Source organism: Ruegeria sp. CG8 (assembly GCF_056537165.1).
This window is the reverse complement of record NZ_JBQFRA010000005.1, coordinates 122,946-138,698: the sequence shown is the minus strand read 5'-3', so window position 1 is coordinate 138,698 and position 15,753 is coordinate 122,946. Positions and strand designations below refer to the sequence as shown.

The window sequence follows — 15,753 nt, the reverse complement described above, 5'->3', positions numbered from 1 at the left end:
CAAATCCGCGGAGTGTTCTTTTTTGAAAAGGCGACCCACGGGGTGGATCGCCTGGGTGCCTGTTCAGACGGGTGTCAGAACCTTCACCTGAATATGCGCGACGCCGCCACGTTCATGGTGCATGGCCAGCTCTTCCGATTCGATGAAGCTCTGGGCCCGGTCCAGATCGGTAATCTCGAACAGGGCAACCGCATGATCGCGCTGTTCGGGGTCTTTCCAGACGTGCAGATCGACAATCCCGGCCGCCTTGCGCATCGGCTTGTCCTCGCGGAACACTTTAAGCCAGGCGTCGAAATCGGCCACGTCGGCCTGCCAGAGTACATGCGTCGCCATGATCACAGATCCATCAGCAGACGGCGCGGGTCTTCCAGCGCCTCTTTCACGCGCACCAGGAAGGTGACCGCGCCTTTGCCGTCGACGATGCGGTGATCATAGGACAGCGCCAGATACATCATCGGGCGGATCTTGATCTCGCCATTGATGACCATCGGACGTTCCTGAATCTTGTGCATGCCCAGAATGCCCGACTGCGGGGGGTTCAGGATCGGCGAGGACATCAGCGAGCCATAGACGCCGCCATTCGAAATGGTGAAGGTGCCGCCCTGCATTTCGGCCATGCTCAGCTTGCCGTCACGGGCGCGTTTGCCCTTCTCAGCGATGGCTTTCTCGATCTCGGCAAAGGACATCCGGTCGGCGTCGCGGATCACCGGAACCACCAGGCCCTGCGGGGTACCGGCGGCCACGCCCATGTGGACGTAGTTCTTGTAGACGATGTCATTGCCGTCGATCTCGGCATTGACCTCGGGCACCTCTTTCAGGGCGTGGCAGCAGGCCTTGGTGAAGAAGGACATAAAGCCCAGGCGCACCCCGTGCTTCTTCTCGAACTGGTCTTTGTACTGGTTGCGGAGGGCCATCACCTCGGTCATGTCCACCTCGTTGTAGGTGGTCAGGATCGCGGCGGTGTTCTGCGCGTCCTTCAGACGCTTGGCGATGGTCTGGCGCAGGCGCGTCATGCGCACGCGTTCCTCGCGGGCGGCGTCCTCGGCGGCCACGGGCGCGCGCGGGGCTGCTGCCGGTGCCGGGGCGGCCGCGGCCGGGGCAGCGGCGGTTGCGACGGCGCGGGCCACGTCTTCCTTCATGATGCGACCACTGCGGCCGGTGCCGGTGACCTGATCGGCCGACAGACCGGCTTCAGCCATGGCCTTTTCGGCCGAGGGCGCATTGGCCACGTCCTTGCCGGTCGCAGCTGCTGCGGGGGCAGGGGCTGCCGCGGCTGGCGCAGCCGGTGCGGTGCCTGCTTCAGCGCCCGAGATCACGGCCAGCTTGGCGGTCGCGTCGACCGTCGCGCCCTCGGGGGCCACGATCTCCGCGAGTACACCCGCAGCCGGAGCCGGGACCTCAACCGAGACCTTGTCGGTCTCCAACTCGCACAGCATTTCGTCCTGTGCGACGGTATCGCCGACCTTCTTGAACCAGGTCGATACGGTCGCTTCGGTGACGGACTCACCCAGTGTCGGAACCATCACGTCGACGCTGCCACCCGAGGCCGCAGGAGCCGCTGCCGGAGCGGCCTCAGCTTTTGGAGCGGGGGCCGCACCCTCACCGGCCTGGATCGTTGCCAACAGCGCATCAACGCCGACCGTCTCACCTTCGGCGGCTACGATCTCGCCCATCACGCCGGCTGCGGGCGACGGAACCTCGACGGTGACCTTGTCCGTCTCAAGCTCGCAAAGCATCTCATCGACAGCGACGGCATCGCCGGGTTTCTTGAACCAGGTTGCGACCGTGGCTTCGGTGACGGACTCGCCCAGCGTGGGAACACGAACTTCAATCGTCATCGTAAATTATCCTTCAATGGTCAGCGCTTCGTTCACCAGCGCTTCTTGTTGGGCTTTGTGTTGGCTGGCCAGACCCGTTGCGGGCGAGGCCGAGGTGGCGCGGCCGGCATAGATCGGCCGGGTATGCTTGGCGCCGATGCGGGACAGGACCCATTCGATGTTGGGTTCGATGAATCCCCAGGCGCCCTGGTTCTTGGGCTCTTCCTGGCACCAGACCATCTCGGCTTGTTTGAACCGCTCAAGCTCGTTGATCAGCGAATGGGCCGGGAACGGATAGTATTGCTCGATCCGCAGCAGATAGACGTCGTCGATCCCGCGCGCGTCGCGCTCCTCGAGCAGGTCGTAGTAGACCTTGCCCGAACACATCACCACGCGCTTGATCTTGTCGTCAGGCACCAGTTGGGTATCCGAATTGCCCTTTTGCGCGTCGTCCCACAGCACCCGGTGGAAGCTGGACCCGGTGGTGAAGTCCTCGGCATTGCTGATCGCCAGCTTGTGGCGCAGCAACGATTTGGGCGTCATTAGGATCAGCGGCTTGCGGAAGGTGCGGTGCAGCTGGCGGCGCAGGATGTGGAAATAGTTCGCAGGCGTGGTGCAGTTGGCCACGATCCAGTTGTCCTGGCCGCACATCTGCAGGAACCGCTCTAGTCGCGCCGACGAGTGCTCGGGGCCTTGCCCCTCGAACCCGTGCGGCAGCAGGCAGACCAGACCGGACATGCGCAGCCACTTGCTTTCGCCCGAGCTGATGAACTGGTCGAACATGATCTGCGCGCCGTTGGCGAAATCGCCGAACTGGGCCTCCCACAGTACCAGCGCGTTGGGCTCGGCCAGCGAATAGCCGTATTCGAAGCCCAGCACCGCGTATTCCGACAGCATCGAGTCGATCACTTCGTACTGCGACTGCCCGGCGCGGATGTGGTTCAGAGGATAGTAGCGTTCCTCGGTCTCCTGGTTGATGAAACCCGAATGGCGTTGGCTGAATGTGCCGCGGGTGGCGTCCTGCCCCGACAGGCGTACCGGATAGCCCTCGGTCAGCAGCGACCCGAAGGCCAGCGCCTCGCCGGTGGCCCAGTCAAAGCCCTCACCGGTTTCGAACATCTGCTTCTTGTGCTCCAGAAGGCGACCCACCGTCTTGTGCAGGGCAAAGCCTTCGGGCACCGTCACCAGCGCCTTGCCGACCTCGGCCAGCGTGTCCGGCGTGATTGCAGTGTCGCCGCGGACATATTCTTCCTTGTTCTTGTCCAGATGCGACCACCGGCCATCCAGCCAGTCGGCCTTGTTGGGTTTGTAATCCTTGCCGGCCTCGAACTCGTCGTTCAGATGCGCCTGGAAGGCGGCCTTCATGTCCTCGATCTCGCCCTCGGGGATCAGACCGTCCTTGACCAGCCGCTCGGTGTACAGCGACAGCGTGGTTTTGTGGGTCTTGATCTTCTTGTACATGATCGGATTGGTGAACATGGGCTCATCGCCCTCGTTGTGACCGAACCGGCGGTAGCAGAAGATGTCGATGACCACGTCCTTGTGGAACTTCTGGCGGAACTCGGTCGCGACCTTGGCCGCATGCACCACCGCCTCGGGGTCGTCGCCGTTCACGTGGAAGATTGGCGCCTCGACCATCAGCGCGATATCGGTCGGGTACGGGCTCGACCGGGAGAAATGCGGCGCGGTGGTAAAGCCGATCTGATTGTTCACGACGATATGCATGGTGCCGCCGGTCTTGTGACCGCGCAGACCGGACAGGCCAAAGCCTTCGGCCACGACACCCTGGCCGGCAAAAGCCGCGTCGCCGTGGAGGAGAATGCCCATGACCTTGCTGCGATCGGTGTCGCCAAGCTGGTCCTGCTTGGCCCGGACCTTGCCAAGAACAACCGGGTTCACGGCTTCGAGGTGGGACGGGTTCGCCGTCAGCGACAGGTGCACGGTGTTGCCGTCGAACTCACGGTCGCTGGACGCACCGAGGTGATATTTCACGTCGCCCGATCCATCCACATCCTCGGGCTTGAAGCTGCCGCCCTGGAACTCATTGAAGATGGCGCGGTAGGGTTTGCCCATCACGTTGGCCAGGATGTTCAGACGTCCGCGGTGCGGCATGCCGATCACGATATCGCTCAGGCCCAGGGCGCCGCCACGCTTGATGATCTGCTCCATCGCCGGGATCAGCGCCTCACCTCCGTCCAGACCGAACCGCTTGGTGCCCATGTATTTCACATGCAGGAACTTCTCAAAGCCCTCGGCCTCGACCATCTTGTTAAGGATCGCCTTGCGGCCTTCCCGTGTGAACGAGATTTCCTTGCCATAACCTTCGATCCGCTCTTTCAGCCAGGCGGCCTCCTCGGGGTTCGAGATGTGCATGTACTGCAGCGCGAAAGTGCCGCAATAGGTGCGCTTCACGATCTCGACGATCTGGCGCATGCTGGCCATCTGCAGACCCAACACGTTGTCGATAAAGATCGGCCGGTCCATGTCGGCATCGGTAAAGCCATAGGTCTTGGGGTCCAACTCGGGATGGTTGGTCGCGGCGCGCATGCCAAGCGGGTCCAGATCAGCGGCCAGGTGACCCCGAATCCGATAGGCCCGGATCAGCATCAGCGCGCGGATCGAATCCAGCACCGCGCGCTTGATCTGTTCGTCGCTGACATCAACCCCTGCCTTGGCGGCCTTTTCCTTGATCTTGTTGCCCGCTGCCTTGGCGTCGACCTCGATCCACTCGCCGGTCAGGGCGCCGGTCAGGTCATCATTCGGCATCGGTGGCCAGTCGGGCCGCGCCCACGAAGGCCCTTCGGCCTCTTTCTGGACGTCCGGTGCCGCGTCTCCCATCTGCCGGAAAAACTCGGCCCAGGCCGCATCGATTGCGCCGGGGTCCTTGGTGTACTGGGCGTATAGCTGCTCCAGGTACTCGGCATTGTGCCCCTGCATGAAGCTCGAGGCATGGAAGGCAGAATTGGGCGAGTGTTCGGTCATTGGGTTACCTCATATGGGTTGGGACCGTATTTGTTGGTGCCTGGCTGGCTGGGGCGGGACAGCCACCACAGAACCAGGAGGGGCGACACGAGAAGAACAAGCAGTGTCGGAATGACGATCAGCAGCGTGGCGCGCGTGAACAGGATGTCGAGGCTTCCGCCATGCTGGAAGCTTGAGGCGAGGCCGATGCCGAAGACCAGAACGGCAAAAGCCCCAAGGATCAAAAGGATCGGCAGCAGCGCATAGAGACCGTTGCGCCCGGTGTCATGCATGCGCCGCCACGCCACGGCCAGATGCGGAAAGAACACGATCAGCGACACGATGCTCTGCACCGGCTGGTTGGATGTGGCGGTCACCTCGACCGAGCCTTCGGATTGCACGGTCGTGACCTGTCCGAAGAAATGCCAGTCGATGACCGTGGCGATTGCGCTCCAGACCAGAATGAACAGGAAAAAATACCAATACTCGGGGCGAGAGGCCCGCCCCGAGAATGTGAAGTATTTGGAGAAACACGTTTTGACGGCTTCGTTGAAGGTCATGTGTTTCGCTCCGCTGAGGCCAGCCCACGCAAGGGGCCGGCGGTTTACTTGCCGATTGCTTCCAGCACAGCCTCACCCAGCTGCGCCGGGCTTTCGGCCACGACGATGCCGGCGCTGCGCATGGCTTCGATCTTGTCCTCGGCACCTCCTTTGCCGCCGGCAACAATCGCGCCCGCGTGGCCCATGCGGCGGCCCGGAGGCGCCGTGCGGCCGGCGATGAAACCGGCAACGGGCTTCTTGCGGCCCCTCTTGGCCTCATCCGCCAGGAACTGCGCGGCTTCTTCCTCGGCCGAGCCGCCGATCTCGCCGATCATGATGATCGACTCGGTCTCGTCATCGGCCAGGAACCATTCCAGCACGTCGATATGCTCGGTGCCTTTGATCGGGTCGCCGCCTATGCCCACGCAGGTGGACTGGCCCAGACCCACATCGGTGGTCTGCTTGACCGCCTCATAGGTCAGGGTGCCGGAACGCGACACGACGCCGACCGAGCCACGCTTGTGGATGTGGCCGGGCATGATGCCGATTTTGCAGGCGTCGGGCGTGATGACGCCGGGACAGTTCGGGCCGATCAGGCGCGATTTGCTGCCTTCCAGCGCGCGCTTCACCTTCATCATGTCCAGAACCGGTATGCCCTCGGTGATGCAGACGATCACTTCCATCTCGGCGTCGATGGCTTCGAGGATCGAATCCGCGGCAAACGGAGGCGGCACATAGATCACGGTGGCGTTGGCTTCGGTCACGTGCTTGGCTTCGTGGACCGAGTTGAACACGGGCAGGCCCAGATGCTCCATCCCGCCTTTGCCCGGGGTCACACCGCCGACCATCTTGGTGCCATAGGCGATGGCCTGTTCAGAGTGGAACGTGCCCTGCGAGCCAGTAAAGCCCTGACAGATCACTTTGGTATTTTCGTCGATGAGGACTGCCATTTGGCGTTCTCCTGTTTTCGGCGGGATCTGACCCGCCAGCATTCATCGGAATGGCGGGCCGCGACCCGCCCTGAGTTATCGGGTTCAGCCTTTGACTGCCTTCACGATCTTTTCGGCACCGTCTTTCAGGTTGTCCGCCGCGATCACGTCCAGGCCAGAGGTGTTGATGATCTCTTTGCCTTTCTCGACATTCGTGCCTTCCAGACGCACGACCAGCGGAACCTGCAGGCCAACCTCTTTCACTGCGGCGACTACGCCCTCGGCGATGACGTCACAGCGCATGATGCCGCCGAATATGTTGACCAGGATGCCTTTGACATTCGGGTCGCTGGTGATGATCTTGAACGCCTCGGTCACTTTCTCTTTGGTGGCGCCGCCGCCGACGTCGAGGAAGTTGGCAGGCTCGGCACCGTACAGCTTGATGATGTCCATCGTCGCCATCGCCAGACCCGCGCCGTTGACCATGCAGCCGATCTCGCCGTCCAGCGCGATGTAGTTCAGGTCGTATTTGCTGGCTTCCAGCTCCTTGGGGTCTTCCTCAGTGGTGTCGCGCAGTTCGGCGATGTCGGGGTGGCGGTAGACCGCGTTGCCGTCAAAGCTCAGCTTGGCGTCCAGCACCTTGAGGTCGCCGCCTTCGGCCACGATCAGCGGGTTGATCTCCAGCATCTCCATGTCCTTCTCGACGAAGGCCTTGTACAGGATGCCCATCAGGCGCACGCATTGCTTGACCTGCGCCCCTTCCAGACCCAGCGAGAACGCGATGCGGCGGCCGTGATACGGCTGGTACCCAGTGGCCGGGTCAACCGAGAAGGACAGGATTTTCTCGGGTGTCGCTGCGGCTACTTCTTCGATGTCCATGCCGCCTTCGGTCGAGCACACGAACGAGATGCGGCTGGTCTGGCGGTCCACCAGCAGGGCCAGGTACAGCTCGCGCTCGATGCCCGAACCGGCCTCGATGTACACGCGGTTGACCTGCTTGCCTACGGGGCCGGTCTGGTGGGTGACCAGCGTGCGGCCCAGCATCTTCTTGGCTTCTTCGGCGGCTTCTTCCACCGATTTGGTCAGACGGACACCGCCTTTTTCACCGGCATCGGCTTCTTTGAAGTGACCTTTGCCGCGGCCGCCCGCGTGGATCTGTGCCTTGACCACCCAAAGGGGGCCGTCCAGTTCACCGGCGGCTGTTTTGGCTTCCTCGGCGCGCAGAACTGCACGTCCGTCGGAGACCGGAGCGCCATAGCTGCGAAGAAGAGCCTTGGCCTGATATTCGTGAATGTTCATCGAAACTGTCCCGTCTGACTGCGATTAGATCGTTATAGGGGTGTCTAGCGGTAAAAATTAAAGGGTTTTCTGCTGCGATCGCGCTATTTGCCGAAGATTTTCAGCATTTGTGATCACACATTTTCGGGGTGTGATCACAAACAAACCGGTGCCAAAAAATGATTCGAGCGAGTCAGAATAGGCTTTGAAAACATATTCGAAGACCGTGTTCGCACCCCGTTTGCGCCAACATTTCCGGTCGCGTTCGAAGCGGCGGGACCGGACCTGCCAGGCCTTCGGGGCTTGGCGCATTCTCGCAGGCTGGCTAGTCTGACCGGGCCTGTGCGGGTCCGGTTGGGTCGGGCAGGTCAAACATGAACAAGCTCCGAGCAGATGACAGTGCCGAACCCAGATTTCCCCGATGTCATGACCTGGATCTTCGACGGATCCGGCAAAGCCGTATCACTGGACGCCGATGAATTTGCCAGCTGGATACCGGCCGGACCGGAGGGGCAGTTCGCTTGGCAACACCTGAGGCTGGAAGCGTCTGGCACGGTTCCCCTTCTACGCGCCGGCGGGCTTGATGAGTTCGTGATCGACGCTCTGACGGCGGATGAGACCCGGCCCCGCTGTACCGTCCATGGCGATGGTGTAATCCTGAACCTGCGCGGAGTGAACCTGCAAGAAGGGCAACCGCCCGAAGACATGATCTCGGTCAGGCTGTGGTTGACGGAGAACAAGATCATCGGTGTCTGGCGCCGCCCCTTGGATGCGGTTGCGGACATGCTGGCGGCAATCGACCGCGGGCAGGCACCGAAATCGCCGGGTGACTTCGTCGCGCGCTTGGCCTTGCGGCTGGCAGATAGGGCCGAACCTTCGATCACTGATCTGAACGAACGTGTGGATGATCTAGAAGAGGCGCTTCTTGAGGTGAATGCCGAGATTTCCCGGTCTGAGCTGGCGGCGATCCGCAGGTCCTCCATCGTTCTGCGCCGGTATCTGGTACCCCAGCGCGACGCGCTGACGACGCTCGAGATCGAAGACGTGCCGTGGCTGCAGGCTCACGACCGGTCGCGGTTGCGCGAAGCCTCGGAGCGCATCTACCGGATCGGCGAGGATTTGGCGGCTGTACGGGAACGGGTTCAGATCATACACGATCAGCTGATGGATGAACGGGCCGAACGTATGAACAACCGTATGCTCGTTCTGTCAGTGGTCAGCGCGGTCTTTCTGCCGCTGGGCCTGGTGGCGGGTGTTCTGGGGATCAATGTCGGTGGCATTCCCGGCGCCGAAAGTCCGAATGCGTTCTGGGTCGTTTGCGCCTTGCTGGTCGCACTTGGCGGGATGCTTCTGGGAGTAGCCAGGTGGCTTGGGATGTTCCGATAGAACTCGAGGGCCAAAAAAGAAATGCCCCGCCGGTTGGAGCCAGCGGGGCAGGGTGTCATGCCTTTGGCCGGATCTTTGGTGGGGTCCAAAGATCCGATCAATGTATCAGGCCAATGAGCTGTCGATGCCCTTGCAGGCCTCGATCAGACCTTTCACGGCGTTGACCGAATTGTCGAAACCGGCCTGCTCTTCTTCATTGAGCTGGATGTTGACGACCTTTTCGATGCCGCCGGCGCCGATCACGGTCGGGACGCCCACATACATGCCCTTCACGCCCAACTCGCCATCGCAATAGGCGGCGCAGGGCAGAACGCGCTTCTGATCCTTCAGATAGGCTTCGGCCATCTCGATCGCCGAGGTTGCAGGCGCGTAGTAGGCCGATCCGGTCTTCAGCAGGCCGACGATCTCGGCGCCGCCGTCACGGGTGCGCTGTACGATTGCGTCCAGCTTCTCTTGCGTGGTCCAGCCCATCTTGACCAGGTCGGGCAGCGGGATGCCCGCAACGGTCGAATAACGCACCGACGGTACCATCGTGTCGCCATGGCCGCCCAGAACAAAGGCGGTGACGTCTTTCATCGATACGTCGAACTCTTCGGCCAGGAAGTGGCGGAAACGGGCCGAGTCCAGCACGCCGGCCATGCCGCAGACCTTGTTGTGGGGCAGGCCCGAGAATTCGCGCAGCGCCCAGACCATCGCGTCCAGCGGGTTGGTGATGCAGATGACGAAGGCGTCGGGTGCATTGGCGGCGATGCCCTCACCGACCGACTTCATGACCTTCAGGTTGATGCCCAGCAGGTCATCGCGGCTCATGCCCGGCTTGCGCGGCACACCGGCGGTCACGATGCAGACATCGGCACCGGCGATGTCCTCGTAGGACTGGGTGCCTTTCAGCTTGGCGTCAAAGCCCTCGGACGGGCCGGATTCGGCGATGTCCAGCGCCTTGCCTTCCGGGATGCCCTCGGCGATGTCGAACAGAACGACATCCCCCAGTTCCTTCATTGCTGCGAGGTGGGCAAGCGTGCCCCCGATCTGACCTGCGCCGATCAGCGCGATCTTGGGTCTGGCCATTTGGATTGTCTCCGGTCGGTTTTGAAATCGCGGTTTTGCTAGTCGCTAAAACGCCGTTGCGCAAGGGTTCTGCGGCGCGGCATGCGACCGCATACCGTTTGCCTGCCCCCTGCCGGTTGCGCTAAACCACCCGCAGGACAAGCCGTTTCGGGGCCGCCGCATGGTTGAATTGAACCTGATGTTTTTTGCCGTGGCGATCCCGGCTGTGATCTTTGCGGGCATTTCCAAGGGCGGCTTCGGCTCGGGCGTGGCTTTTGCGTCGTCGTCGATTCTGGCGTTGATCCTTGATCCGGGGCAGGCGCTGGCGCTGATGTTGCCGATCCTGATGGTGATCGACCTGGCCACCCTGCGCCCCTACTGGAAACGGTGGAACTGGCCCGACGCGCGTCTGCTGATGCTGGGGGCAGTGCCGGGTGTGGCGCTGGGCGCGCTGCTGTACCGGGCGACCGACGAAGACCTGCTGCGCCTGCTGATCGGGGGCATCTCGGTGGGCTTCGTGGTCTGGCATGTGGCGCAATCCCGCGGCTGGGTGCGCGGTTTCGCCAACCGCCTGCCGCCTCCGGCCGGGCTGTTCGCCGGGCTGGTCGCTGGCTTCACCAGCTTTGTCAGCCACGCCGGCGGCCCGCCCGCCGCCGTCTACCTGCTGTCGCAACGCCTGACGAAAACCGAGTTCCAGGCCACCACCGTGCTGGTCTTCTGGGTCATCAACATCGCCAAGTTCGTCCCCTACGCCTATCTGGGCATGTTCACGCTGCAGACCGCCTGGGCCGACCTGCTGCTGACCCCCTTTGCCATCCTTGGCGCCTGGCTGGGCGTGCGCGCCCATTGGATGATGTCCGAGCGGCTGTTCTTCGGCATCGCCTATGTGCTGTTGACCCTGACCGGATCAAAGCTGATCTGGGACGCGCTGACCTGATCCTCAGGTGTTCGGCGGCAGAGCTTCGGCCAGCGTCTCATAAGCTTCGCCCGCGGCCATCAGACAGGTCAGCCCGTTGGGCAGGGTCACGGTGATCGTCCAGGTGCCGGTGTCGTCCGAGGCAAAGACTTCCATCACCGTACCCTGCCGCGCCATGCCGATGCCGCGCCGGGTCTCGCCATAGGTCTCGGCCAACCGCTGCAGCACGTCCGGCCGGGGCGCACAGTTCGGTGTTTGCGCCTGTACCTGCTGCGCCGCCAGCACCATGATGCCCAGCCCCATCGTCATCTGAAACAACCGCTGATTCATTTCCGGCCCCCTTTGCCTGTTCACCGGACCAAGGCTGCCGGAACCCTCTGCAATTGCTGTAAAACCACCGCGCGTTGCGTCACATGCTGCAATGCGGCGATTTTGGCCTTGAAGTTTCCGGCAAAAAATGCCCCATTCTGCGCAACTTTATTTCAACGAGAGGTTCCCATGGACCCGCGCCAGCGCCCCTACCGCTCTGTTCTGTACATTCCCGGCTCCAAGGAACGGGCGCTCGACAAGGCGCGCACGCTGCCGGTCGATGCCATTATCTTCGACCTGGAAGACGCGGTTGCCGCCGATGAAAAAGAGAACGCACGCGAAACGCTCAAGGCCGCGCTGGCGACGGGCGGATACGGCCCACGCGTCAAGATCGTTCGAATCAACGGTCTGGACACCGACTGGGGCCGTGCCGATGCCGAGGCCGTGCGCGAGATGGATGCCGACGTGGTGCTGCTGCCCAAGGTCAACTCGGCCGCCGACGTGGATGCGCTGGCCGCGATCACCGGCGACCTGCCGATCTGGGCGATGATGGAAACCCCGCGCGGGATGCTGAACGCGGCCGAGATCGCGGCGCATCCGCTGATGGCGGGTTTTGTCTTGGGCACCAATGATCTGGCGAAAGAATTGCAGACCCGCTTCCGCCCTGACCGCCTGCCGCTGATGACCTCGCTTGGCCTGTGCCTGCTGGCCGCCAAGGCCGAGGGGCTGGTGATCGTCGATGGCGTCTACAACGCCTTCAAGGATACCGAAGGTCTGGCTGCCGAATGCGCGCAGGGCCGCAACATGGGCTTTGACGGCAAAACCCTGATCCACCCCGCGCAGGTCGAGACCGCCAACACCGCCTTTGCCCCGTCCGAGGCCGAGATCGACCTGGCCCGACGCCAGATCGCCGCTTTCGAAGAGGTCGAGGCAAAGGGGCAGGGCGTTGCCGTGGTCGATGGCAAGATCGTGGAAAATCTGCACGTTGTAACTGCCCGCGAAATTCTGGCAAAAGCAGAGGCGATATCAGCTTTGCAAGCGGGGTAAGCCAGCATGGGCTTCGTTCTTCTCATTCTCGGCGTGGCGCTTTGGTGGGCCGCGCATCTGTTCAAACGCCTGATGCCCGCGCGCCGCGCGGCCATGGGCGATGCCGGAAAGGGCGCCGTCGCAGGTGCGCTGGTCGTGTCGATCCTGTTGATGATCTTCGGCTATCGCATGACCGATTTCATTCATGTCTGGGCGCCGCCCAGCTTCATGATCCACATCAACAACCTGCTGGTGCTGATCGCGATCTGGATGATGAGCCCGGCCGGAACCAAGGGCCGACTGCTGAACAAGGTGCGTCATCCGATGCTGGGCGGGTTCAAGCTCTGGGCCTTTGCGCATCTGCTGGTCAATGGTGATCTGGCGTCGATCATCTTGTTCGGCGGCCTGTTGGCCTGGGCCGTGGTCGAAGTGATCGTCATCAACAAATCCGAGCCCGACTGGACCCCGGGCGAGCCCGGAACGCTGGGCAAGGACGCGATGTTCTTCGTGGCCTCGATCGTGCTGCTGGGCATCATCGGCTACATTCATGGGCTGGTCGGCCCGTCTCCGTTCCCGGGCTAGGCAGGTGATGTGATGGCAAAGCTTTACCGACTGCTGACCGAAGAGGACACCTCGGACTTCTGCCACAAGGTGTCCGAGGCGCTGGCCAAAGGGTGGGAGCTGCACGGCTCTCCGGCCTATGCGTTCGATCCGTCCACCAGCAAGATGCGCTGTGCGCAGGCCGTGACCAAGGAGGTCGCGGCCGACTATTCCCCCGACATGAAACTGGGACAGCAGTAATGGCAAAGACCAATCCGGGCCGCTTTTTCGAGGATTACTCCATCGGGCAGGTGCTGCATCACGCGGTGCCCCGCACCGTGACGGTGGGCGAGCGCGCGCTCTATCATGCGCTCTATCCCGCCCGCCACGCGCTCTATTCCTCGGACGAGTTCGCCCGGAGCTGCGGTCTGCCGCAAAGCCCGATCGACGATCTGGCGGCGTTCCATGTGGTGTTCGGCAAGACGGTCCCGGACATCTCGCTGAACGCGGTCGCGAACTTGGGCTATGCCGAGGGGCGCTGGCTGCAGCCGGTCTATCCCGGTGACACCCTGCGGTCGGAAACCGAGGTCATCGGGCTGAAACAGAACTCGAACGGCAAGACCGGCGTGGTCTGGGTGCGCACGCGCGGCCTGAATCAGCGCGACGAAGTGGTGATCGAATATGTGCGCTGGGTGATGGTGCGGAAATCGAACCTTGATGCGCTGGCGCCCGAAACCGTGGTGCCGGACCTGAAAAAGGCGCTGGCGCCCGGTGACCTCGTGGTGCCGAACGGGCTGGATTTCTCGGATTACGATTTTGTACAATCCGGAGAAAACCACCGCTGGGGCGATTACAAAACGGGAGAAATGATCGATCACGTCGATGGCGTGACCGTGGAGGAGGCCGAGCACATGCTGGCCACCCGCCTGTGGCAGAACACGGCCAAGGTGCATTTCGACCTGACCTTCCGCCCCGATGGGCGGCTGATCTATGGCGGCCACGTGATCTCGATGGCGCGCGCGCTGTCGTTCAACGGGCTGGCCAATGCGCAAATGATCGTCGGTCTGAACGGCGGCGCCCATGCCAACCCCTGTTTCGCTGGCGACACCATCAAGGCTTGGTCCGAAGTTCTGGACAAGGCCGAAACCGGCGTGCCGGGCGTGGGTGCGATCCGCCTGCGACTGGTGGCGATCAAGGGCGGCGAGCCCTTTGCGCTGCGCGGCCCGGATGGAAAATACAGCCCCGACGTCCTGCTGGATCTGGACTATTGGGCGCTGATGCCGATCTGAACGGGCTGACCCCCACAGTCTTGTGATCCCGACCGGGCCGAACCGTGCTAGGTTCGGCTCATGTCTTTTCTGCGTATCCTTGCCGCTGCACTTTGCCTTGCCCGCCCGGCGCTGGCCTGCGACCTGGCGCTGGCGCTGGCCGTTGATGTGTCCGGCTCGGTCGACAGTTCGGAATACCGCATCCAGATGGATGGCCTGGCGGCCGGACTGCGCGACCCGGTCGTGTCCGAGGCGCTGGTGCGCGGCCAGGCCCGGCTGATGCTGGTACAATGGACCGGGACCTCGCGGCAGCGGATCACCATCCCCTGGACCAAAATTGACGGGTTCGACGCACTGGATGCGTTTGCCGCAAAAGTGTCTGCCGATCCGCGTGTCTGGCGGAACTTTTCGACCGCGATCGGTGAGGCGCTGGAAATGACCGTGAACAGCTTTCTCGAGGTGCCCGAGTGCAAGCGTCATCTGATCGACATCTCGGGGGACGGCGTCTCGAACGAAGGGGTTGAACCCACCGAGATCCGAGACCTTTTGCGCCGTCAGGGGATTACGGTGAACGCAATTGCGATCGAGGAGAGCGAACCAGACCTGACGGCCTATTTCTTTGAAAACGTCATAGTCGGCGAAGGGGCCTTCGTCGTATCGGCTGCCGGTTTCAAGGACTATCCCGAACGGATCCGGAAAAAACTTCTGCGTGAAGTCACGCGGCAGACTGCCGATCTGCACTGAGCGCGGAAAGATTCGTGATCACATTGCTTGACCCTTGAAAACGCTAACATTGGAGGGTTGGAATGCATTTTGTGATCACGAGAATATTTTGTGTGATCACGTTTCCGAATTATCGGCCGAATTGCGGGTGATTTGATCTTTTTTGCACGCGCAGCGCGTGACAGGGTCGCAAAATGGAGTAAAAACTTCGGTAGCCAACCTCAAAAGGAGCCGCCATGGCCGATGTCAATCGGGGGAACCGCCCGCTATCGCCGCATCTGTCGATCTATCGTCCGCAGTTGACCTCTGTCACTTCCATCCTGACCCGGATCACCGGCAACGCCATGTTGGTGGCCGCGCTGTTGATCGTCTGGTGGTTCCTGGCCGCGGCCACGTCGCCCGAAGCCTTTGATCGCGCCAATGGTGTGATCACGTCGCTCCTCGGGGACTTGGTCATGGCACTGTCGCTTTGGGGTCTTTGGTACCACACGCTGGCCGGTATCCGGCACCTGATCTGGGACAACGCGATCGGACTGGATATCCCGACAGCCTACAAGCTGGGCTGGGCGGTTGTGATCGGCTCTTTTGTGCTGACTTTCCTGACACTGTTGATCGTTGCCTGAGGGAGGCTGACATGCGTTATCTTACCGACCGCAAACGCGCCGTAGGCCTGGGATCGGCCAAGTCGGGTACCGAACATTTTTGGGCGATGAAGGTCAGCTCGGTTGCGCTGCTGATCCTTGTCCCGCTTTTTGTCTTCACTTTCGGCCCCACGCTGGGACAGCCCTTTGACGTGGTGCTGGACTATTACTCGCGGCCATTCCCGGCGATCGTGGCGGCCCTGACGCTGGCCGTTGGGTTCAAGCATTTCGCTGATGGTGCCCAAGTGATGATCGAGGACTACGTGCACGGCACAATGGAAAAGGTTCTGATCATTCTCGTGAAGTGTCTCTCATATGGCGCCGCGGCCGCAGGTATCTTCGCCGTCGCCCGCATTGCCCTCTAACACCCCGG

General features: G+C 62.1%; 17 protein-coding genes. 9 read left to right on the top strand and 8 right to left on the bottom strand.

Annotated elements, in window-relative coordinates; translation table 11 throughout:
- Window positions 1-63: 63 nt before the first annotated feature.
- The 6 genes from ACR0EF_RS15540 to sucC all read right to left on the bottom strand — a co-directional run bounded on the left by ACR0EF_RS15540 (window position 64) and on the right by sucC (window position 7,545).
- Window positions 64-333 (bottom strand): hypothetical protein, encoded by a 270-nt coding sequence (locus ACR0EF_RS15540; RefSeq protein ID WP_170342212.1) that lies wholly within the window; start codon window positions 331-333, stop codon window positions 64-66.
- Between the two features lie 2 nt (window positions 334-335).
- Complete coding sequence (odhB, locus tag ACR0EF_RS15535) at window positions 336-1,838, bottom strand: 2-oxoglutarate dehydrogenase complex dihydrolipoyllysine-residue succinyltransferase (RefSeq protein WP_170373081.1); 1,503 nt, start codon at window positions 1,836-1,838, stop codon at window positions 336-338.
- 6 nt (window positions 1,839-1,844) lie between these two features.
- Entirely contained in the window at window positions 1,845-4,799 is a 2,955-nt protein-coding gene (locus tag ACR0EF_RS15530) for a 2-oxoglutarate dehydrogenase E1 component (protein WP_170360118.1), read from the bottom strand.
- Window positions 4,796-5,338: a DUF805 domain-containing protein gene (locus ACR0EF_RS15525; RefSeq protein ID WP_170373080.1), complete on the bottom strand. Its 543-nt coding sequence runs from the start codon at window positions 5,336-5,338 to the stop codon at window positions 4,796-4,798. Before ACR0EF_RS15525 ends, ACR0EF_RS15530 begins: the two co-directional genes overlap by 4 nt.
- Before the next feature lie 44 nt (window positions 5,339-5,382).
- Window positions 5,383-6,267 carry a succinate--CoA ligase subunit alpha gene (gene sucD / locus ACR0EF_RS15520; RefSeq protein WP_170360120.1) on the bottom strand — a complete coding sequence of 295 codons (885 nt, stop codon included), beginning with the start codon at window positions 6,265-6,267 and terminating at the stop codon, window positions 5,383-5,385.
- A gap of 84 nt (window positions 6,268-6,351) precedes the next feature.
- Entirely contained in the window at window positions 6,352-7,545 is a 1,194-nt protein-coding gene (gene sucC / locus ACR0EF_RS15515; protein ID WP_093963486.1) for an ADP-forming succinate--CoA ligase subunit beta, read from the bottom strand.
- A gap of 372 nt (window positions 7,546-7,917) precedes the next feature.
- On the opposite strand from sucC, the gene ACR0EF_RS15510 reads away from it, so the two are divergent.
- Window positions 7,918-8,910 carry a zinc transporter ZntB gene (locus tag ACR0EF_RS15510; protein ID WP_170373079.1) on the top strand — a complete coding sequence of 331 codons (993 nt, stop codon included), beginning with the start codon at window positions 7,918-7,920 and terminating at the stop codon, window positions 8,908-8,910.
- Window positions 8,911-9,015: 105 nt separating this feature from the next.
- On the opposite strand, the gene mdh is transcribed toward ACR0EF_RS15510, so the two are convergent.
- A complete protein-coding gene (gene mdh / locus ACR0EF_RS15505) occupies window positions 9,016-9,978 on the bottom strand; it encodes a malate dehydrogenase (RefSeq protein WP_170342201.1) in 963 nt (320 codons plus the stop codon).
- Between the two features lie 160 nt (window positions 9,979-10,138).
- Here mdh and ACR0EF_RS15500 point away from each other — a divergent pair, with 160 nt between their 5' ends.
- Window positions 10,139-10,894, top strand: a complete 756-nt coding sequence (locus ACR0EF_RS15500) for a sulfite exporter TauE/SafE family protein (RefSeq protein WP_170342199.1) — start codon at window positions 10,139-10,141, stop codon at window positions 10,892-10,894.
- Window positions 10,895-10,897: 3 nt separating this feature from the next.
- On the opposite strand, the gene ACR0EF_RS15495 is transcribed toward ACR0EF_RS15500, so the two are convergent.
- Entirely contained in the window at window positions 10,898-11,203 is a 306-nt protein-coding gene (locus tag ACR0EF_RS15495; protein ID WP_170343330.1) for a hypothetical protein, read from the bottom strand.
- A gap of 168 nt (window positions 11,204-11,371) precedes the next feature.
- Between ACR0EF_RS15495 and ACR0EF_RS15490 the strand changes: the two genes are divergently transcribed.
- The 7 genes from ACR0EF_RS15490 to sdhD all read left to right on the top strand — a co-directional run bounded on the left by ACR0EF_RS15490 (window position 11,372) and on the right by sdhD (window position 15,745).
- A complete protein-coding gene (locus tag ACR0EF_RS15490) occupies window positions 11,372-12,229 on the top strand; it encodes an HpcH/HpaI aldolase/citrate lyase family protein (RefSeq protein WP_170373078.1) in 858 nt (285 codons plus the stop codon).
- Window positions 12,230-12,235: 6 nt separating this feature from the next.
- A complete protein-coding gene (locus tag ACR0EF_RS15485; protein ID WP_170343328.1) occupies window positions 12,236-12,790 on the top strand; it encodes an NnrU family protein in 555 nt (184 codons plus the stop codon).
- A 12-nt stretch (window positions 12,791-12,802) separates the two neighbouring features.
- Complete coding sequence (locus tag ACR0EF_RS15480; protein ID WP_170343327.1) at window positions 12,803-13,009, top strand: DUF1737 domain-containing protein; 207 nt, start codon at window positions 12,803-12,805, stop codon at window positions 13,007-13,009.
- A complete protein-coding gene (locus tag ACR0EF_RS15475) occupies window positions 13,009-14,037 on the top strand; it encodes a MaoC family dehydratase (RefSeq protein ID WP_170343326.1) in 1,029 nt (342 codons plus the stop codon). Before ACR0EF_RS15480 ends, ACR0EF_RS15475 begins: the two co-directional genes overlap by 1 nt.
- A 60-nt stretch (window positions 14,038-14,097) precedes the next feature.
- Window positions 14,098-14,760 (top strand): DUF1194 domain-containing protein, encoded by a 663-nt coding sequence (locus ACR0EF_RS15470; RefSeq protein ID WP_170343325.1) that lies wholly within the window; start codon window positions 14,098-14,100, stop codon window positions 14,758-14,760.
- A 215-nt stretch (window positions 14,761-14,975) separates the two neighbouring features.
- Entirely contained in the window at window positions 14,976-15,362 is a 387-nt protein-coding gene (gene sdhC / locus ACR0EF_RS15465) for a succinate dehydrogenase, cytochrome b556 subunit (protein WP_170343324.1), read from the top strand.
- An 11-nt stretch (window positions 15,363-15,373) separates the two neighbouring features.
- Complete coding sequence (sdhD, locus tag ACR0EF_RS15460; protein WP_093963475.1) at window positions 15,374-15,745, top strand: succinate dehydrogenase, hydrophobic membrane anchor protein; 372 nt, start codon at window positions 15,374-15,376, stop codon at window positions 15,743-15,745.
- The last annotated feature ends 8 nt before the right edge of the window (window positions 15,746-15,753 follow it).